This is a genomic window from Sphingomonas trueperi (assembly GCF_011927635.1).
In the GTDB taxonomy this organism is placed as follows: Bacteria; Pseudomonadota; Alphaproteobacteria; order Sphingomonadales; family Sphingomonadaceae; genus Sphingomonas; species Sphingomonas trueperi.
Genome location: NZ_JAATJB010000002.1, coordinates 72,822 through 90,535 on the forward strand (window position 1 = coordinate 72,822; position 17,714 = coordinate 90,535).

Below are 17,714 nucleotides of genomic sequence, written 5' to 3' on the forward strand. Positions count from 1 at the left end.
CCGGGGGTGCGGGGCCAATTGCGAAGCGGCGCGCCTAGCGGGGTGGGGCGGGTGAGTCAAGCCCGAGCCATTCGGCGCGAACCTGCGGGTCGGGGTCGTGCGCTACCCGGGCACCGCTTTCTATCTGCCAGCGGGCCCGATCGAGCCGTTCCAGCGCCCACGCAGCCGCGCCGCGTACGACCGGCGCGGGATCGTCGAGCAGCGCCAGCACCGGCGCAACCAACCGATCGCTGCCGCTGTTGCCGGCGGCGATCAGGCAGTTGCGCACCATCCGGTCACGGCCGATGCGCTTGATCGGCGAGCCGGCGAAGACTGCGCGGAAGCTTGCGTCATCGAGCGCCAGCAGATCGGCGAGGTAGGGCACGGTCAGCTCGGCGCGGGGGTGGAAGGCGAGGTTCGCCTGGGCGGCGGCGGCGAACTTGTTCCACGGGCAGACCGCCAGGCAGTCGTCGCAGCCATAGATGCGGTTGCCGATGCCTTCGCGCAGTTCGCGCGGAATGGGCCCCTTGTTCTCGATCGTCAGGTAGGAGACGCAGCGGCGCGCGTCGATCCGATAGGGGGCGGGGAAGGCGCCCGTCGGGCAGGCGGTCTGGCAGGCGTCGCAGCTGCCGCAGCCGCCGCCGCTCGGGCCATCGGAGGCGAGGTCGAGCGTGGTGTAGATCGCGCCGAGGAACAGCCAGCTGCCATGGCTGCGGCTGACCAGATTGGTGTGCTTGCCCTGCCAGCCGAGCCCGGCGGCCTCGGACAGTGGCTTTTCCATCACCGGCGCGGTATCGACGAACACCTTCACGTCGGCGCCCGGCGCCTCGGCGACCAGCCAGCGCGCGAGCTCCTTCAGCCTGCGCTTGACCACGTCATGATAGTCGGCGCCTTGCGCATAGACCGAGATGCGGCCGATCTCGCCCTCGGCCGCCAGCGCCAGCGGATCGTTGGCGGGAGCGTAGCTCATGCCCAGCGCGATCACCGATCGCACCTCGGGCCACAGGCCCCTCGGGCTGCCGCGCTGCTCGGCGCGTTCCTCCATCCACAGCATCTCGCCATGCGCGCCTTCGGCAAGCCACTGGCGAAGGCGCTCGGCGGTGCGCGGCGCGGCATCGGCATGCGCGACGCCGCACGCCGCAAAGCCGATCTCCGCCGCCTTCGCCTTCAGCCGTTCCTCGATGGACTTGTCTTGCCGCACGCGCACCCGCTACCACGTTGCGATTGCTAGGGGGAGGCATCGTTGCAGCAACTCGCCGTCAGTGCCTCCGGGCTGGTCAAGCGCTTCGGAGACCGGCGCGCCGTCGACGGCGTCGGCATCGCGGTGCCCAAGGGGCTGATCTACGGCGTGCTCGGCCCCAACGGTGCGGGCAAGACCACCACGCTGCGCATGCTGCTCGGCATCATCGAGCCCGACGAGGGCGAACGGACATTGCTCGGCAGCCGCTTCCCACGCGATCGGAGCGACCAGGTCGGCTATCTGCCCGAGGAGCGCGGCCTCTATCCCAACATGAAGTGTCGCGAGGCGATCGCCTTCATGGGCGCGCTGCGCGGGCTGCCCTGGGCGACCGGCCGCAAGCGGGCAGGGGAACTGCTCGAAAGCGCGGGGCTCGGCCATGCCGCCGACGACAAGATCCGCAAGCTGTCCAAGGGCATGGCGCAGCTCGTCCAGCTGCTCGGCTCGGTGGTGCACGAACCCGAGCTGCTGGTGCTCGACGAACCCTTTTCGGGGCTCGATCCCGTGAACCAGGAGCGGCTGGAATTGCTGATTCGCGGCCAGCGCGATCGCGGCGCGACGATCCTCTTCTCCACCCATGTCATGGCGCATGCCGAGCGGCTGTGCGAGCGGATCTCGGTGATCGCGGGCGGCAAGGTGCGGTTCGAAGGCACCGTCGACGAAGCGCGCGCGCTGCTGCCGCTGCGTGCCCGCTATACGCCGCACCACGATGCCGATGCGATCGGCGCGATGCTGCCGGACGACGCGGTGCGCGAGGGCGGCAGCTGGCGCTTCACCATGCCCGATGGCGGGATCGAGGCGCTGCTCGTCCGGCTGATCGATGCGGGGCACGGCATTTCCGGCCTGTCGATCGAGCGGCCGGGGCTGCACGATGCCTTTGTCCGGATCGTCGGTGCCGAGGCGCTGGCCGACCAGCCGGAGACGATCGCATGATGCCGCGCTTCCTCCGTCAGGCGCTGACCATCGCGCGCCGCGACCTCACCGCGACGGTGATGACGCCGACCTTCCTGCTGTTCCTGCTGAGCCCGCTGCTGATGATCGGGTTCGGGATCATCGGCGGGCTGAGCGGGCAGGCGGCGGGCGCCGCCGGCGAGGCCCGGCAGGTACTCGTCGCAATCGTGCCTGTTGACCAGCACGAGGACCTGCGCGCCGCCGATCGCGAACTGCGCAGCGTGTTCAGCCGCGATTCCGCGCGGCCCCGGCTGCAGCTGGAGGCGCCGCAGGGCGACGCGGCGCGGCAGGCGCGCGCGCTGTTCGACTCGGATGCGATCGAGGCGGCGGCGGTTCTGTATGGCCCGCTCGATCATCCGATGGTGCTGCGCCGCGCCGGTGCCGAGGCGGAAGGACGCTATCTCGCCGCGCTCGCCACCCAGACGCTGCGGGCCGCGCATGCGCCGGACGTCCGCAGCACCGCGCGCTTCGAGATCATTGCCGTGCAGGCGCCGACCGTCAGCGGGCGCGGGCAGGCCGCCTATTTCTCCACCTTCGCGATCTTTCTCGTCACGCTGATGCTCTCGGGCCAGGCGGTGGGGGCGATGGCCGAGGAGCGGTCGAACAAGGTGATCGAGATCCTTGCCGCGGCGGTGCCGTTGGAAAGCGTGTTCTTCGGCAAGCTGCTCGGCGCCTTCGGGTCGGCGCTGCTGTTCGTTGCCTTCTGGGGCACGCTGATCGCCAATCTGCCCAAGCTGCTGCCTGCGGGCATGGGGAGCGGGCTGTCCGATCTGAGCGTCGCGGTGGGGCCGATCTTCCCGCTGCTGCTGATCGGCTATTTCGTAATGGCCTATCTGCTGCAGAGCGCGGTGTTCCTCGGCATCGGCGCGCTCGCCTCCACCCAGCGCGAGATCCAGATGCTGTCGCTGCCGATCACCATCTTCCAGTTCGCGATGTTCGGCATGGCCTCCTATGCGGCGGGCAATCCGGAAAGCTGGGTGGCGATGGCGGCGGAGATCATGCCGTTCAGCTCGCCCATGGCGATGGCCGCGCGCGCGGCGAATGCGCCCGAGCTCTGGCCCCACGCGCTCGCCTTTGCCTGGCAGGCGCTGTGGGTGGCGATCACGTTGACGATCGCGGCGCGGCTTTTCCGGCGCGGGGTGCTCAAGTCCGGGAGCCCGAAGCGGGGAAAGAAGGCGGTGGCGTAGGATCCTCTCCCTTGAGGGAGAGGATAGCGAAGCTTGGCGCGACAGCGCCTAGCGTAGCTTGGAGAGGGTGAGCGGCTGCGGAGCAGTCGCGCGAGGCAACGCCGCGCATTGCCCCTCTCCCTCCCACCGCCTCCGGCGGCGGGCCCCTCCCTCTCCCCGGTGGGGAGAGGGAAAGGAAGGTCAATGCGTCGCGTCGTCGATCGCGTTGCCGGTGCGGTCCACGCCGTTGGCGAGCGCATCGCCGGTGTCGTCCGCGCCCTCGCGGATCGCGCGACCGGCGGCATCGGCGCGGTTCTCGATCCGATCGCCCAGCCGGTCGGCCGCATTGGCCAGCGAGTCGCCGGTACGGTCGAGCGAATTGTCGACGCGGTCCTCGGTGCTCGGCGAGCAGGCGGCGAGGCCGAGAGCGAGCGCGGGAAGCAGAACGGACAAAGTCTTCGGCATATGGTCTCCTGGGTGTCTAGCCAGCGGGCGCACACGCGCGTAGAGGGCCGCCATGTCACATCGCATCGCCCTCGCCTCGGATCACGCCGCCTACGGAATGAAGGCAGAACTCGCCGATTGGTTGCGCGCAGCCGGTCATGACGTGCTCGATCTGGGCACCAACGGACCCGAGAGCGTCGACTATCCCGACTATGGCTACCGCCTCGGCAAGGCGATCGAGACCGGCGAGGCGACCTTCGGCATCGCGCTGTGCGGATCGGGGATCGGCATCTCGATCGCGGTCAACCGCAACCCCGCCGCCCGCTGCGCGCTCGTCTCCGAGCCGCTCTCGGCCGGCCTTGCGCGCGAGCATAACGATGCCAATGTCATCGCCCTCGGCGCGCGGATGATCGGCATCGAGATGGCCAAGGCGTGCGTCACCCAGTTTCTTGAAACGGCTTTCCTCGGCGACCGGCACGTCCGTCGCGTGGAGAAGCTGAGCAACCCCGAAAGGAGCCCCGCATGAGCACCAACCCCGTTACGGCAGGCCTTCAGCCGGATGGCTTCTTCACCAAAACCCTGAGCGAAGTCGATCCCGCGGTATTCGCCGGCGTCGAGCACGAGCTCGCCCGCGAGCAGTATCAGATCGAGCTGATCGCCTCGGAGAACATCGTCTCCAAGGCGGTGCTCGAGGCGCAGGGCTCGGTGTTCACCAACAAATATGCCGAGGGCTATCCGGGCAAGCGCTATTACCAGGGCTGCCACCCGTCGGACGAGGTCGAGCAGCTGGCGATCGATCGCGCCAAGCAGCTGTTCAACTGCGACTTCGCCAACGTCCAGCCGCACTCCGGCGCGCAGGCCAATGGCGCGGTGATGCTCGCGCTGACCAAGCCGGGCGACACCATCCTCGGCCTCAGCCTCGATGCCGGCGGCCACCTGACCCACGGCGCCCGCGCGGCGATGAGCGGCAAGTGGTTCAACGCGGTCCAGTACGGCGTCCGCCCCGACGACCATCTGATCGACTATGACCAGGTCGCCGCGCTTGCCCGCGAGCACAAGCCCAAGCTGATCATCACCGGCGGCTCGGCCTATCCGCGCCACATCGATTTCGCCCGCTTCCGCGCGATCGCGGACGAAGTCGGCGCGATGTTCATGGTCGACATGGCGCACTTCGCCGGCCTGGTCGCCGGCGGCGTGCATCCAACGCCGTTCGGCCACGCCCATGTCGTCACCACCACCACGCACAAGACGCTGCGTGGTCCGCGCGGCGGCATGATCCTGACCAACGACGAGGCCATCGCCAAGAAGATCAACTCGGCGGTGTTCCCAGGGCTTCAGGGCGGCCCGCTGATGCACGTGATCGCCGCCAAGGCGGTCGCGTTCGGCGAGGCGCTGCGTCCCGAGTTCAAGAGCTATGCCGCGGCGGTGGTCGAGAACGCCAAGGTGCTGGCGGCGACGCTCAAGGAGCGCGGCGCGAACCTCGTCTCGGGCGGCACCGACACGCATCTGGCGCTGGTCGACCTCACCCCGCTGGGCGTGACCGGCAAGGACGCCGACGAGGCGCTGGAGCGCGCCGCGATCACCTGCAACAAGAACGGCATCCCCAACGATCCGCTGCCGCCGATGAAGACCAGCGGCATCCGCGTCGGCTCGCCGGCGGGCACCACCCGCGGCTTCGGCCCGGCCGAGTTCCGCGAGATCGGCAACATGGTCGCCGACGTGCTCGAGGGCCTGCGCTCGAAGGGCGAGGCGGGCGACGCCGCGGTCGAGGCCGATGTGAAGGCCCGCGTGCGCGCGCTGTGCGAACGCTTCCCGATCTACGGCGGCTGATGCAGCTTCTCCCTCTCCCCGCTTGCGGGGAGAGGGCCGGGGAGAGGGGCCTGAAAGGCCTTTCCCCACTGCCCCTCTCCCCCCGCCGCTTCGCGGCTCCTCCCTCTCCCCAATGGGGAGAGGGCTGATATGCGCTGCCCCTTCTGTTCGAATGAAGCCAGCCAGGTAAAGGATAGCCGCCCCACCGACGACGGGGCGGCGATCCGCAGGCGCCGGCAGTGCGAGGCGTGCGGTGCGCGCTTCACCACCTTCGAGCGTATCCAGCTGCGCGACCTGACCGTCGTGAAGAGCGGAGACCGGCGCGAGCCGTTCGAGCGCGAGAAGCTGATGCGCTCGGTCTCCACCGCGTGCCGCAAGCGGCCGATCCAGCCCGCGCAGATCGAGCGGCTGGTCTCCGGCATCCAGCGCCAGCTGGAAACGACGGGCGAAAGCGAAATCCCCTCCCAGCGCATCGGCGAGCTGGTGATGGAGGCGCTCAAGGGCCTCGATTCGGTGGCCTATATCCGCTTCGCCAGCGTGTATAAGGATTTTCGCGAGGCGAAGGATTTCGAGGAATTCGCCGGTAACGTCAGCGAGGTCGGCAAAAGTTGAATTCCCCCGTGATCGTGCTCGTCCGCCCGCAGCTGGGCGAGAATATCGGCAAGGCCGCGCGCGCCATGCTCAACTTCGGGCTGACCGAGATGCGGCTGGTGAGCCCGCGCGACGGCTGGCCGAATCCCTCGGCCGGTCCCGCGGCGAGCGGTGCCGATCTAGTGCTCGAAAAGGCGCAGGTGTTCGAGAGCGTCGCCGATGCGGTGGCGGACTGCACCCATGTCTATGCCACCACGGTGCGCAAGCGCGGCGTGACCAAGCCGGTGGTGACCCCCGAGGTCGCCGCGCGCGAGATCCATGGCGCAGCCACGCGCAGCGCGATCCTGTTCGGGCCGGAGCGTTCGGGGCTGGAGACCGACGATGTGGCGCTCGCGCGCACGATCATCACCGTGCCGATCAACCCCGAGTTCGGTTCGCTCAACCTCGCCCAGGCGGTGATCCTGGTCGCCTATGAATGGTCGAAGCATGTCGGGCTGGAGAGCCCGCCCGCGGTCGATCTCGATCCCCCTGCGCCGCAGGAGGAGCTGGACGGGATGATCGGCCAGCTCGATGCGATGCTGGACGACTCGGGCTATTATTTCCCGCCGGACCGGGTGCCCTCGACCAAGCGCACGCTGCGCACGCTGCTCACCAAGCCGCGCTGGTCGAGCCAGGAACTGCGCACGCTGCGCGGCGTGCTGTCGGCGCTGGATGGCCGGAAGCGTCACCGGGCGGAGTAACGGCCCAGCCCATAATCGTCATTCCGGCGAAAGCCGGAATCCATTGGGGTCCCCGGTGCGGCTTTTGCTTTGGCGTAGTGGCGAATGGATCCCGGCTTTCGCCGGGATGACAGCTTCAAGTAGAGCGAACAGCTCCCCCTCCGCGCCGGGAAGGGGAGCATATTCCAAAGCTCAACGCCCGCGCGGCGGGCCCTTGCGGAAGCCGCCGGGCTTGCCGTTGGCGTTGCTGCGGTTCGGCGGCCCGCGACGCGCGGGGCCATCGGCACGCGCACCCGGCTGCGGCGCATCGGTCGCGCGCTCGATGCGGATGCCGTCGTCATCATCGCCCGCGGTGCGCGCGAACTTGTCGACCGCGCTCGCGAACTTCGCTGCCAGCTGCGCCGGGATCTGGAAGTGCGTCTCGTTCGCCGCGATGCGGATCGCGCCGACCTCGTTCCGGGTGATGTGTCCGCGGCGGCAGATCAGCGGCAGGATCCAGCGCGGATCGGCATTCTGGCGACGGCCGATATCCATGCGGAACCACACGGTATCGTCGAAGCCGGGGCGATGCCGCTCCTGCTGCGCGGCGCGGCGTGCCTCCGGCGTCGCCTCGATCAGCTCCTCGGGTTCGGGCAGCTGCGAACGGTGCGCGCGGACCAGCGCGGCGGCGATCTCGGCCGGGGTCTTCTCGGCGAGCAGGCGCTCGGCGAGTGCGACGTCTTCCTCGTCCGTCTCGATCGGCTGGAGCAGCGCGGCGATCAGGCGTTCGCGATCGGCTGCGCGGATCTGCTCCGGCGTCGGGGCGTCGATCCACTCGGCCGGGATGCGCGCACCGTGCAGCATCTGCTCGACGCGGCGGCGGCGCGGATAGGGGACGATCAGCACCGCGGTGCCCTTCTTGCCCGCGCGGCCGGTGCGGCCCGAACGGTGCTGGAGCGTCTCGGCATCGCGCGGCAGCTCGACATGGACCACCAGCGTCAGCGTCGGCAGGTCGATGCCGCGCGCGGCGACGTCGGTGGCGACGCAGACGCGGGCACGGCGATCGCGCAGCGCCTGCAGCGCATGGTTGCGCTCGGACTGCGAATGCTCGCCGGAGAGGGCGACGGCCGCGAAGCCGCGCTCGATCAGGCTGGCGTGCAGGTGGCGGACATTGTCGCGCGTGGCGCAGAACAGGATCGCCGTCTCCGCCTCGTGCAGGCGCAGCAGGTTGATCACGACATGCTCGATATCGGCAGGCGCGACGGTCACTGCCTGGTAGCTGATGTCGCCGTGGCCGCGATCGTCGCTCTTGGTGGTGATCTGGAAGGCGTTGCGCTGGTAGCGCTTGGCCAGCGCCACGATCGGGCGCGGCATCGTCGCCGAGAACAGCAGCGTGCGGCGGTCCTCCGGCGTCGCGTCGAGGATCGCCTCCAGCTCTTCGCGGAAGCCCATGTCGAGCATCTCGTCGGCCTCGTCGAGCACCGCGACGCGCAGGCTGGAGAGGTCGAGCGCGCCGCGCTCGAGATGGTCGCGCAGGCGGCCCGGCGTGCCGACGACGATATGCGCGCCGTGGTTGAGCGTGCGACGCTCCTTCGAGGCGTCCATGCCGCCGACGCAGGTGGCGATGCGCGCGCCGGCCGGGCTGTACAGCCAGATCAGCTCGCGGCTGACCTGCAGCGCCAGCTCACGCGTCGGCGCGATGATGAGGGCGAGCGGCGCGCCGGCGGGCGGCAGCATCTCTTCGCCGGCGAGCAGTTCGGGCGCCATGGCGAGGCCGAAGGCGACCGTCTTGCCCGAGCCCGTCTGGGCGGAGACGATGAGGTCGCGGCCGGCGGCCTGGTCTTCCAGGACGGCGGACTGAACGGGGGTCAGCGTGGAATAGCCACGCTGTTCCAGCGCCTCGGCGAGGCGCGTCGGTAGATTCGAAATAGACATTGAGACCCTAAAATTGGGGCTACGCGCGGCGCACCGCAAGCCCGATACAGTGTTGCAGGCGCGCCCCTCTAACCTCGCGCGCGATCGATCAGCCAGACGGCGAGCGTGAGGAGACACCCCACTGCCAGCCCGGCCAGCAATCCCACCGTCGCTTCTCCGCGTAGGGCCCCGGCCACTGCGCCGACGAGAATGCTCGCCGTCAACAGGAAGCCGCCGGCCATCGGCGTGCGCGAAGGGGTGGACTGCATGGTGCCCCTTGCCACGAATCTGCGCGAAGCGCCAGCCTTAGCCATGGTTTCCCGATCGTTCACCAGCATCGTCCACCGGAGCGGAAGGGAAACCGGTGTATCAGGCCGGCACGGGCCGGGGGCTGCCCCAGTGTTGGAGTTGCAATGGACGTCTACCCCTATCTGAGCGATCGCGACGAAGTGCACGACGCGGCCGATCTGATTCGGCGCTTCGGCCATGCCGCGTGCGGCGAAGCCGCCGCGCGCGCCGAGGCGAGCCGCGATCTCGGCAACGTCATCCACTTCTGCCGCTGGCGCCAGATCGAACGGCTGGTGGTGCTGCTGTCCGTGCCCAAGGTGCTGGGGACGGTCCACTGAGGCTGTGCTGAGCATCCGAAGGTAAAAAGCGTATCCCTCCCCCTGTGGGGAGGATGTAGCGGGCTTCGGACCCAACCTCGCACCGCGGCGTTCCATCCTCGCACCCCCTTCCGCGAGGTACGCTTGACCACACCCCAGATCCTGTCCCTCGTCGTGCTCGCCGGCATGATGCTGCTCTTCATATGGGGCAAGCTCCGCTACGACATGGTGGCCGTGCTGGCGCTGCTCGCGGCGCTGGCAGTGGGCGTGGTGAAGCCCAAGGAGGCGTTCACCGGGTTCGCCGACGACATCGTCATCATCGTCGCCTCGGCGCTCGTCCTCTCCGCCGCCGTCCAGCGCTCGGGCGTGATCGAGCGCGCGATGCTGCTGCTCCAGCGACGGGTGACGCGGGTGCGGTCGCAGCTGCTGCTGCTCAGCGCCAGCGTCGGCTTCGCCTCGGCGCTGGTCAAGAACATCGGCGCGCTGGCGATGATGATGCCGGTCGCCTTCCAGATGGCCAAGCGCTCCAAGGCCTCGCCGGCCACCTTCCTGATGCCGATGTCGTTCGCGTCGCTGCTCGGCGGGCTGATCACGCTGATCGGCACCTCGCCCAACATCATCGTTAGCCGGGTGCGCGAGGAGATGACCGGCCAGCCCTTCGGCATGTTCGACTATGCGCCGGTGGGGCTGGGGCTGACGCTGGTCGGCCTCGTGTTCCTGCGCTTCGCCTATCGGCTGATCCCGCGCGACCGCCGCGCCGCGCCGACGCTGGGCGAGGCGATGGACATCGAGGACTATGTCACCGAGGCGGCAGTGCCGGAAGGATCGGCCGCGGAAGGCGAGACGGTCGCCGAGTTTCGCGAGCGCCACGATCATGCGGTGGCGGTGACCACCATCCTGCGCGGCGGCATCCGCAGCACGCCCTTCCCGGACAATCGCCTGCGCGCCGACGACGTGCTGATCCTCGCCGGCGCGCCCGACGATCTGGAACGCGTGATCGCCACCGATGCGCTGGTGCTGGAGGGGCAGGACCGTGCCCAGCCCGAAGGCAATACCAGCGAAGTCGGGGTGATCGAGGCGGTGATCGGCACCGACTCCGCACTGATCGGCCGCACCGCCGGGCGGCTGGGACTGCACGAACGCTTCGGGGTGAACCTTATCGCCGTTTCGCGCCAGGGCGAGCGGCTGTCTGCCCGGCTGGGCGATATCGAACTGCGCGCGGGCGACGTGATCGTGCTGCAGGGGCCGCTCGACCTTTTGTTCGAGCGGCTGGGCGAGCTCGGCTGCCTGCCGCTCGCGCAGCGCGAGCTGCGGCTGGGCAGCGCCCGCAAGGGCCTGCTGCCGCTGGCCATCCTCGGCGTGGCGATGGCGGCGACGGCGACCGGCTATGTCCCTGTGGCGGTCGCGTTCTTCGCCGCGGCGGGGCTAACCATCCTGCTCGGCGCGCTGCCGGTGCGCGAGGCCTATGAGCATATCGAATGGCCGATCCTGGTGATGCTGGGCGCGCTGATCCCGGTGAGCGATTCGCTGCGCACCACCGGCGCCAGCAAGATCATCGGCGACAACCTCGGCCATATCGCCGCGACGCTGCCGCCCTGGGGCGCGGTCGCGATGATCCTGGCGGCCGCGATGGCGGTGACGCCCTTTCTCAACAACGCCGCGACGGTGCTGGTAATGGCGCCGATCGCCGCCACCTTCGCAGGCGAGCTCGGCTACCGGCCCGAGGCGTTCCTGATGGCGACCGCGGTGGGCGCGGGCTGCGACTTCCTCACCCCGATCGGGCACCAGTGCAACACGCTGGTGATGGGGCCGGGCGGCTACAGGTTCGGTGACTATGCGCGGCTCGGCGCGCCCTTGTCGTTGCTCGTGCTGCTGATAGGCACGCCGCTGATCATGGCCGTGTGGCCGATACATTGAGGGACGAAGTTTCCATGGAACAGATGATTCGCTTCGAGCAGACCGGCGGTCCCGATGTGCTGCAATGGGTCGAGGTCGACCTTCCCGCGCCCGGCCCCGGCGAGGTGCGGCTGCGGACGCAAGCGGCGGGGCTCAACTTCATCGACGTGTACCACCGCACCGGCGTCTATCCGGCGCAGCTGCCTTCGGGCATCGGCGTCGAGGGCGCGGGGGTGATCGAGGCGGTGGGCGAGGGCGTCACCGGCTTCGCGGTCGGCGATCGCGCGGCGACCTTCGGGCCGGCCCTCGGCGCCTATGCCACGGCGCGTAACCTCAAGGCGGACAGCCTGTTCAAGCTGCCCGACGATATCAGCTGCGAGACCGCTGCCGCCGTGCTGCTCAAGGGCTGCACGGTCGAGTTCATGGTCGAGCGCGCCGCCAAGGTGCAGCCGGGCTGGACCGTACTGGTGCACAGCGCTGCCGGCGGCGTCGGGCAGATTGCGGTCGGCTGGCTCAAGGGCATCGGCGCGACGGTGATCGGCACGGTCGGCCACGAAGCCAAGGTGGAGAAGGCGCGCGCGGTCGGCTGCGACCATGTGCTGCTGTCGCGCGGGCAGGAGGATGTCGCGGCGCGGGTGCGCGAGATCACCGGCGGCGAAGGCGTGCCGGTGGTGCTCGACGGGATCGGCAAGGCGACCTGGGAAGCCTCGCTGGGATCGGCGGCGCGGCGCGGGCTGATCATCAGCTATGGCAATGCCAGCGGCTCGGTGGAGGGGGTGAAGCTCGCCACGCTCAACCAGCATGGCTCGCTGTTCGTCACCCGGCCGAAGCTGTTCGACTATTATGTCGCGCCCGAGGAGCGGCAGGCGGGCGCGGCGCGGTTGTTCGAGATGCTGGAAAAGGGCGCGGTGAAGCCGGAGATCGGCCAGCGCTTCGCGATCAAGGATGCAGCGGAGGCGCACCGCGCGATCGAAAGCGGGCAGACGACGGGCTCGACGATCCTGCTGCCGTAAGACGCAGGGCGGAGGGATAAGCCTGCGCCCCCCTCCCGCTTGCGGGAGGGGGGCGGGGGAGGGGAGCTACTTCCGCTTGCTCAGCGCCGCGACGCAGCTCGCCTGGTCGAGCGGGCTGCCGTTGCGCTGGCGGGCATCCACCCAGGTCACCGCCGCCGCGCCGCCGCCGCGCTCGGGCGGGTACAAGTACGCGTCGAGCACGCAGATCGGCCCCACGAACTGCAGCTTGCGGCCCTTGCCCTCGGTCACGTCGAGCCGGGGCTGGCCGAAGCGCGCGAGCAGCTGCGGGGCGGTGAGCCCGCGGATCGGCGCGAGGTTCGCCGGCTGCTCGGGCACGCGCCCCGGCACCGGCAGCGGCGCCGCCGGCCGCGCCGCCGGTACCGTTCCCGAACAGGCGGCGAGCAGCAGCGCCGACAAGGGCACCGAGGACTTGGCGAGACGGACAGCGTTCAAACGGTTTTCCCTTGGTTGCACTTGTATCTGCCTCTCTCTAGGGCGACGCCCACTATCATTGGAGCCCTGAACCTTGACCAACCCCAGCTACGACGTGGTCGCGATCGGCAATGCGATCGTCGACATCCTCGCCCAGGCCGACGACGCCTTCATCGAATCGATCGGCGTGCCCAAGGGTTCGATGCAGCTGATGTTCTCGCCCGAAGAGGCCGATGCGCTCTACGCCAAGATGGGCCCGGGTCGCGAGGTTTCCGGCGGTTCGGCGGCGAACACCGTCGCGGGGATCGCGGCACTCGGCGGCAAGGCGGCGTTCATCGGCCAGGTGGCCGACGACCAGATCGGCGCGGTGTTCGCGCACGACATCCGCGCCGCCGGCGTCCATTTCGACACCGCGGCGCGCCCCGGCCAGCCGACCTCCGCGCGCTGCCTGATCTTCGTGACGCCGGACGGCCAGCGCACGATGAACACCTTCCTCGGCGCCTCGCAGTATCTGCCCGCCGCCGCGCTCGACGAGCAGCTGATCGCGAACGGCGCGATCCTCTATCTCGAAGGCTATCTCTGGGATCCCGAAGAGCCGCGCGCCGCGATGCGCAAGGCGATCGACATCGCCCGCGCCGCCGGCCGCAAGGTCGCCTTCACCCTGTCCGACGTGTTCTGCATCTCGCGCCACGGCGACGATTTCCGCAAGTTGATCGAGGACGGGCTGATCGACATCCTGTTCGCCAACGAGGCCGAGTTGCTCGCCTTGTGCGCGCATGAAGATTTCGAAGCGGCGGTGCAGCACATCCATGGCAAGGTGCCGCTACTCGTCGTCACCCGCAGCGAGAAGGGGGCGATGGCCCTCCAGGGCGACGAGCGGATCGAAGTTCCCGCCGAACCGATCGCGGCGCTGGTCGACACCACCGGCGCGGGCGACATGTTCGCCGCCGGTTTCCTGCACGGCCAGGCGCAGGGCAAGGGGCTGAAGGAGTCGCTCCAGCTCGGCGCGATCTGCGCGGCGGAGATCATCCAGCATTATGGCGCGCGTGCCGAGAAGGACCTGAAGGCGCTCGCCGCCGCGAAGATCGGCTGACACGGCGGTTGTGGCGGGGCCGACGCTCCCAGGGAACGTCATCCCGGCGAAAGCCGGGATCCATTGGGGGCTCCGCCTAGGCTCTTGCTGCTGCCGAGAGGCGACTGGATCCCGGCTTCCGCCGGGATGTCGATTGCGGAGAGGCATGGGCCTCGGCCAGTCGTTGCATAACCACCAGCCACCAAAGAAGAAGGGCCGGAGGATCGCGCCTCCGGCCCTTTCTTTTTGCGCCTGCAAGCCGCGGATCAGGCGTCCTTGTAGCCCGGCGTGTGGGCGTCGCCGATCGGCGGCACCGGCTGGGGCGGCGCGTCGGCATCGATTTCCGGCACGTCGACCAGCCCGCGGCCGACATGGCTGCGCGAGCGGCTGTAGCTGTAATAGACCACCAGGCCGACGACGGCCCAGCCGAAGAACAGCGCGATCGTCGGGCCGGAGAGGCTGACGAACAGATAGAGGCAGCCCGCGATCGCGATGGGCGCGGTCACCATGATCGCCGGGGTGCGGAACGGGCGGTGGCGCGTGGGGTCGGTCCGGCGCAGCACCAGCACCGCGATCGACACTGCGGCGAAGGCGAACAGCGTGCCCGAGTTCGACACGTCCGCCAGCAGGCCGACGGGGAAGAACGCCGCGAACAGCGACACGAAGATGCCGGTCAGGACGGTGATGACGTGCGGGGTGTGGAACTTCGGGTGCACGCGCGAGAAGAATTCGGGCAGCAGGCCGTCGCGGCTCATCACGAAGAAGATGCGGGTCTGGCCGAACATCATCATCAGGATGACCGAGGGCAGCGCGATGATCGCCGCGGCGCCCACCAGCCAGCCGAGGAACGGATGGCCGATCGAGCGCAGCGTCCAGGCCAGCGCTTCCTTCGAGCACACCACTGCCTGCTCGGTGAGCGCCGAACAGGCCTGCGACAGCGCGGGCGTGCCGGGCGAGAGCACTTCGCCGCCCGGGCCATAGACCGGCTGCGCGCCGACGGTGCCGATCACGCCGGCGGCGACCAGCATGTAGAAGATGGTGCAGATCGCGAGGCTGCCGATCAGGCCGATTGGCATGTTGCGCTGCGGGTTCTTGGTCTCCTCGGCCGCGGTCGAGACCGCGTCGAAGCCGACATAGGCGAAGAAGATCGAGGCGGCGGCGCCCGAGATGCCGGCGAAGCCGAGCGGCGCGAACGGGGTGAACTGGCCGGTCTTCAGCACCGGGATCGTCACGATCACGAACATCGCCAGGGCGAGGATCTTGATGCCGACCAGGATCGCGTTGACCGAGGCGCTTTCCTTGGTGCCCTTGACCAGCAGCGCGGTGACGATCGCGGCGACCGCCATCGCCGGCAGGTTGATCATGCCGCCGTCGAACGGCCCGCGGATCAGCTGCAGCGGCACGACGATGCCGAAATTGTTCTGGATGAACCCCATCATATAGCCGGACCAGCCGACCGAGACGGCCCCCGCCGCGATGGCATATTCGAGGATCAGCGCCCAGCCGACCATCCAGGCGACCAGCTCGCCCATCACGGCGTAGCTATAGGTATAGGCGGAGCCCGAGACCGGCACCATCGCCGCCATCTCGGCATAGCAGAGCGCCGCGACGGCGCAGACGAAGCCGGCGATGACGAACGAGACCATCATGCCCGGCCCGGCCTTCTGCGCGGCCTCGGCGGTGAGCACGAAGATGCCGGTGCCGATCACCGCGCCGATGCCGAGCATGGTCAGCTGGAAGGCACCCAGCGAGCGGTGGAGCGATTTCTTTTCGGCTGTAGCGAGAATGGCATCGAGAGGCTTTACGCGCCCGAATATCATTGCGTGATCCCCATATGCGGCGAGCGTAGCGCCGCCCCCAATTGGTAAAGGCGCGAGCCTAGCCCCAAACGCGGCCCGCGCAATCCCCTACCGCGTGCGGATGTGAAACAATGTTGCGTGCACACGCAATTACCGCGCGAGCATCGGCCCGAGCGGCTGGCCCGCGAAGATATGGACGTGCAGGTGCGGCACTTCCTGCCCGGCATGGAGGCCGGTATTGGCGAGCAAGCGGTAGCCGGGTTCGACGAACCCCGCCTCGCGGGCGACCTTGCCGACGGCGCGGATGAACCCGGCGATCTCGGCGTCGGATGCACGGGCCGAGAAATCGTCCCAGCTGACATAGGCGCCCTTGGGGATCACCAGGATATGGTGCGGCGCCTGGGGCGCGATGTCGTGGAAGGCGAGGGCGTGCTCGTCCTCAAATACCTTCTTCGCCGGAATCTCGCCGCGCAGGATCTTGGCGAAGATGTTCTGGTCGTCATAGGGCTGGGTCGGGTCGATCGGCATTGGTGGCTCCGTGGCTTGAATCCTCCCCGGCACGGGGAGGGGGACCGCGCGGCGCAGCCGCGTGGTGGAGGGGCCGCGCCGCGAGGCGCGGTGCCCGATTTCAGCGCAGGATCCCGCCGCGTGCCGCGGCGGCCCCTCCACCATTCGCTGCGCGAATGGTCCCCCTCCCCGTGCCGGGGAGGAATTGGAGGGGAGCAACCTCATCCCCGCGCCGCCTTTTCGGCAATCCCGGACACGCCTTCGCGCCGCACCAGCTCGGCGCGGACATCGTCGAGGCTCAGCCCCATGTCCGCCAGCAGCACGAGCAGGTGGAAGAGCAGGTCCGCCGATTCCTTCACCAACTCCGCGCGATCGTCCTGGATCGCGGCGATTACCGCTTCGGTGGCTTCCTCGCCCAGCTTCTGCGCGATCTTGGCGCGGCCGCGGGCGGTGAGCTTGGCGACATAGCTGGTCGCGGGATCGCCCAGGCGGCGGTCGCGGATGGTCTGTTCGAGCGTGTCGAGAAGGTCGGCCATGGTCTCCGGCTGCGGGAGCCGTGCGGCGCTGTCAATCCTGGGGCGCGGGATTGCGGGGCTTCCCCTATGGTAGCTGCGAGCGATTCGCGGGTAGCAGGGCGGAATGACGATGGTGCAGGAACGCGAATCGACGACGGTGCCGGGCGGCTCGCGCCTGTCGCGGCCCTTGTGGCTGGGGCTGGGCTTCGTGTTCGTCGCGCTCGGCTTCATCGGCGCGCTGCTGCCGCTGCTGCCGACGACGATCTTCCTGATCCTCGCCGCCGGCTGCTTCGCCCGCTCCTCGCCGCGGCTGGAGGCGTGGCTGATCGACCATCCGCGATTCGGGCCGACGCTGGTCGCGTGGCGCGAACAGGGCGCGATCCCGCGCAAGGGCAAGGCGCTGGCCTGTGCCGGCATGGCGCTCGGCTACGGCCTGTTCGCCTGGGGCGCGCGGCCGGGGCCCTGGCTGGCGGTCGGGGTGGCGGCGGCGATGCTGGGCTGCGCGTGGTATGTGCTGAGCCGGCCGACGGCTGTTTAGGTCGGCGAATGCGTGCCTCTCGGCGCTTCGAAGCGGCCGCTCATGCATGGAAGTGGGTAGGAAAGGAGCACTTACTTGATATGGCAGCTACATGGAAAAGCTGTCCCGCCGCTCATTTCTGGCTGCCTCGCTCATTGGTGCATATAGCGGCATCATCATGCAATGTGCGTTGGCGTGGTCGGACGAGCCGCAGTTTAAATGGTCTGAAGCGTGGGCGATTCCGCTTATCGTCGCGGTCTACGGCTTTCTCGCACTGCCGTTCGTAAGCTTGGGATTGCTGCTTTTCGGAGTTCCAGCAGCACGTGCGCTTCATGCTCAGCGGGATCAATGGTGGATTGGCTTGGTCGCGGGAGTTGTCGGCGCAGTTGCCGGTAAGCTTGTATTCTACGCCATCGATCACCTCCTCTTTTTTGGTTACTACAGGCTTTGGGAGGTTGGTCGATCTGATCTGGGTATTCTTTATGGTGTGCCGACAGGACTCTCTTGGTGGTGGTTACAGAGGAGCCGAATGACAGCGCTCAAGGGAGGGAACTAGGCTTGCGCTGACA

The 17,714-nt window shown here is 68.9% G+C and carries 20 protein-coding genes; 12 read left to right on the forward strand and 8 right to left on the reverse strand.

Annotated features, from left to right (window positions below; translation table 11 throughout):
* Positions 1–34 precede the first annotated feature (34 nt).
* Complete coding sequence (gene queG, locus GGR89_RS03560) at positions 35–1,180, reverse strand: tRNA epoxyqueuosine(34) reductase QueG (protein ID WP_167712783.1); 1,146 nt, start codon at positions 1,178–1,180, stop codon at positions 35–37.
* 42 nt (positions 1,181–1,222) lie between these two features.
* Between queG and GGR89_RS03565 the strand changes: the two genes are divergently transcribed.
* Together GGR89_RS03565 and GGR89_RS03570 are read left to right on the forward strand one after the other, a co-directional pair.
* Complete coding sequence (locus tag GGR89_RS03565) at positions 1,223–2,149, forward strand: ABC transporter ATP-binding protein (RefSeq protein ID WP_125974114.1); 927 nt, start codon at positions 1,223–1,225, stop codon at positions 2,147–2,149.
* Positions 2,146–3,354 carry an ABC transporter permease gene (locus tag GGR89_RS03570; protein WP_125974112.1) on the forward strand — a complete coding sequence of 403 codons (1,209 nt, stop codon included), beginning with the start codon at positions 2,146–2,148 and terminating at the stop codon, positions 3,352–3,354. Before GGR89_RS03565 ends, GGR89_RS03570 begins: the two co-directional genes overlap by 4 nt.
* A gap of 180 nt (positions 3,355–3,534) precedes the next feature.
* Here GGR89_RS03570 and GGR89_RS03575 read toward each other — a convergent pair whose 3' ends face one another.
* Positions 3,535–3,798 (reverse strand): hypothetical protein, encoded by a 264-nt coding sequence (locus GGR89_RS03575; RefSeq protein ID WP_125974110.1) that lies wholly within the window; start codon positions 3,796–3,798, stop codon positions 3,535–3,537.
* Between the two features lie 52 nt (positions 3,799–3,850).
* Here GGR89_RS03575 and rpiB point away from each other — a divergent pair, with 52 nt between their 5' ends.
* The 4 genes from rpiB (at position 3,851) to GGR89_RS03595 (ending at position 6,917) form a co-directional block, all read left to right on the forward strand.
* On the forward strand, positions 3,851–4,303 hold the full coding sequence (rpiB, locus tag GGR89_RS03580; RefSeq protein ID WP_084582539.1) for a ribose 5-phosphate isomerase B: 453 nt from the start codon (positions 3,851–3,853) through the stop codon (positions 4,301–4,303).
* Positions 4,300–5,607 (forward strand): serine hydroxymethyltransferase, encoded by a 1,308-nt coding sequence (glyA, locus tag GGR89_RS03585; RefSeq protein ID WP_125974108.1) that lies wholly within the window; start codon positions 4,300–4,302, stop codon positions 5,605–5,607. The genes rpiB and glyA overlap by 4 nt, the downstream gene beginning before the upstream one ends.
* Positions 5,608–5,736: 129 nt before the next feature.
* Entirely contained in the window at positions 5,737–6,198 is a 462-nt protein-coding gene (nrdR, locus tag GGR89_RS03590) for a transcriptional regulator NrdR (RefSeq protein ID WP_064311935.1), read from the forward strand.
* On the forward strand, positions 6,195–6,917 hold the full coding sequence (locus GGR89_RS03595; protein WP_125974106.1) for an RNA methyltransferase: 723 nt from the start codon (positions 6,195–6,197) through the stop codon (positions 6,915–6,917). The genes nrdR and GGR89_RS03595 overlap by 4 nt, the downstream gene beginning before the upstream one ends.
* Before the next feature lie 171 nt (positions 6,918–7,088).
* Here GGR89_RS03595 and GGR89_RS03600 read toward each other — a convergent pair whose 3' ends face one another.
* The gene (locus tag GGR89_RS03600; protein WP_125974104.1) at positions 7,089–8,810 is read right to left on the reverse strand and encodes a DEAD/DEAH box helicase; all 1,722 of its coding nucleotides are present in this window, start codon (positions 8,808–8,810) and stop codon (positions 7,089–7,091) included.
* Positions 8,811–8,878: 68 nt separating this feature from the next.
* Entirely contained in the window at positions 8,879–9,127 is a 249-nt protein-coding gene (locus tag GGR89_RS03605; RefSeq protein ID WP_125974102.1) for a hypothetical protein, read from the reverse strand.
* A gap of 75 nt (positions 9,128–9,202) precedes the next feature.
* On the opposite strand from GGR89_RS03605, the gene GGR89_RS03610 reads away from it, so the two are divergent.
* The 3 genes from GGR89_RS03610 (at position 9,203) to GGR89_RS03620 (ending at position 12,303) form a co-directional block, all read left to right on the forward strand.
* Positions 9,203–9,415, forward strand: coding sequence for a hypothetical protein (locus tag GGR89_RS03610; protein ID WP_125974100.1), 213 nt, complete (start codon positions 9,203–9,205; stop codon positions 9,413–9,415).
* 123 nt (positions 9,416–9,538) lie between these two features.
* A complete protein-coding gene (locus GGR89_RS03615; protein WP_125974098.1) occupies positions 9,539–11,311 on the forward strand; it encodes an SLC13 family permease in 1,773 nt (590 codons plus the stop codon).
* A 14-nt stretch (positions 11,312–11,325) separates the two neighbouring features.
* Positions 11,326–12,303, forward strand: a complete 978-nt coding sequence (locus GGR89_RS03620; protein WP_125974096.1) for a quinone oxidoreductase family protein — start codon at positions 11,326–11,328, stop codon at positions 12,301–12,303.
* Positions 12,304–12,369: 66 nt separating this feature from the next.
* On the opposite strand, the gene GGR89_RS03625 is transcribed toward GGR89_RS03620, so the two are convergent.
* A complete protein-coding gene (locus GGR89_RS03625; protein ID WP_125974094.1) occupies positions 12,370–12,756 on the reverse strand; it encodes a hypothetical protein in 387 nt (128 codons plus the stop codon).
* Between the two features lie 73 nt (positions 12,757–12,829).
* On the opposite strand from GGR89_RS03625, the gene GGR89_RS03630 reads away from it, so the two are divergent.
* A complete protein-coding gene (locus GGR89_RS03630) occupies positions 12,830–13,828 on the forward strand; it encodes an adenosine kinase (protein ID WP_125974092.1) in 999 nt (332 codons plus the stop codon).
* A gap of 245 nt (positions 13,829–14,073) precedes the next feature.
* On the opposite strand, the gene GGR89_RS03635 is transcribed toward GGR89_RS03630, so the two are convergent.
* From GGR89_RS03635 to GGR89_RS03645, 3 genes are all read right to left on the reverse strand, one after another.
* Positions 14,074–15,627, reverse strand: coding sequence for an amino acid permease (locus GGR89_RS03635; protein ID WP_125974090.1), 1,554 nt, complete (start codon positions 15,625–15,627; stop codon positions 14,074–14,076).
* 129 nt (positions 15,628–15,756) lie between these two features.
* Positions 15,757–16,134, reverse strand: coding sequence for a histidine triad nucleotide-binding protein (locus tag GGR89_RS03640; protein ID WP_125974088.1), 378 nt, complete (start codon positions 16,132–16,134; stop codon positions 15,757–15,759).
* Between the two features lie 200 nt (positions 16,135–16,334).
* Entirely contained in the window at positions 16,335–16,649 is a 315-nt protein-coding gene (locus GGR89_RS03645) for a phosphoribosyl-ATP diphosphatase (protein ID WP_125974086.1), read from the reverse strand.
* Positions 16,650–16,758: 109 nt separating this feature from the next.
* Between GGR89_RS03645 and GGR89_RS03650 the strand changes: the two genes are divergently transcribed.
* Both GGR89_RS03650 and GGR89_RS03655 read left to right on the forward strand, forming a co-directional pair.
* On the forward strand, positions 16,759–17,166 hold the full coding sequence (locus GGR89_RS03650; protein ID WP_125974144.1) for a YbaN family protein: 408 nt from the start codon (positions 16,759–16,761) through the stop codon (positions 17,164–17,166).
* Between the two features lie 91 nt (positions 17,167–17,257).
* The gene (locus tag GGR89_RS03655; RefSeq protein WP_125974084.1) at positions 17,258–17,701 is read left to right on the forward strand and encodes a hypothetical protein; all 444 of its coding nucleotides are present in this window, start codon (positions 17,258–17,260) and stop codon (positions 17,699–17,701) included.
* Positions 17,702–17,714: the final 13 nt, after the last annotated feature.

Coding starts and splice junctions, on each gene's coding strand:
- GGR89_RS03570 (WP_125974112.1), top strand. CDS start 2,146: ATGATGCCGCGCTTCCTCCGTCAGGCGCTGACCATCGCGCGCCGCGAC.
- GGR89_RS03575 (WP_125974110.1), bottom strand. CDS start 3,798: ATGCCGAAGACTTTGTCCGTTCTGCTTCCCGCGCTCGCTCTCGGCCTC.
- rpiB (WP_084582539.1), top strand. CDS start 3,851: ATGTCACATCGCATCGCCCTCGCCTCGGATCACGCCGCCTACGGAATG.
- glyA (WP_125974108.1), top strand. CDS start 4,300: ATGAGCACCAACCCCGTTACGGCAGGCCTTCAGCCGGATGGCTTCTTC.
- nrdR (WP_064311935.1), top strand. CDS start 5,737: ATGCGCTGCCCCTTCTGTTCGAATGAAGCCAGCCAGGTAAAGGATAGC.
- GGR89_RS03600 (WP_125974104.1), bottom strand. CDS start 8,810: ATGTCTATTTCGAATCTACCGACGCGCCTCGCCGAGGCGCTGGAACAG.
- GGR89_RS03605 (WP_125974102.1), bottom strand. CDS start 9,127: ATGCTGGTGAACGATCGGGAAACCATGGCTAAGGCTGGCGCTTCGCGC.
- GGR89_RS03610 (WP_125974100.1), top strand. CDS start 9,203: ATGGACGTCTACCCCTATCTGAGCGATCGCGACGAAGTGCACGACGCG.
- GGR89_RS03620 (WP_125974096.1), top strand. CDS start 11,326: ATGGAACAGATGATTCGCTTCGAGCAGACCGGCGGTCCCGATGTGCTG.
- GGR89_RS03635 (WP_125974090.1), bottom strand. CDS start 15,627: ATGATATTCGGGCGCGTAAAGCCTCTCGATGCCATTCTCGCTACAGCC.
- GGR89_RS03640 (WP_125974088.1), bottom strand. CDS start 16,134: ATGCCGATCGACCCGACCCAGCCCTATGACGACCAGAACATCTTCGCC.
- GGR89_RS03645 (WP_125974086.1), bottom strand. CDS start 16,649: ATGGCCGACCTTCTCGACACGCTCGAACAGACCATCCGCGACCGCCGC.
- GGR89_RS03650 (WP_125974144.1), top strand. CDS start 16,759: ATGGTGCAGGAACGCGAATCGACGACGGTGCCGGGCGGCTCGCGCCTG.
- GGR89_RS03655 (WP_125974084.1), top strand. CDS start 17,258: ATGGAAAAGCTGTCCCGCCGCTCATTTCTGGCTGCCTCGCTCATTGGT.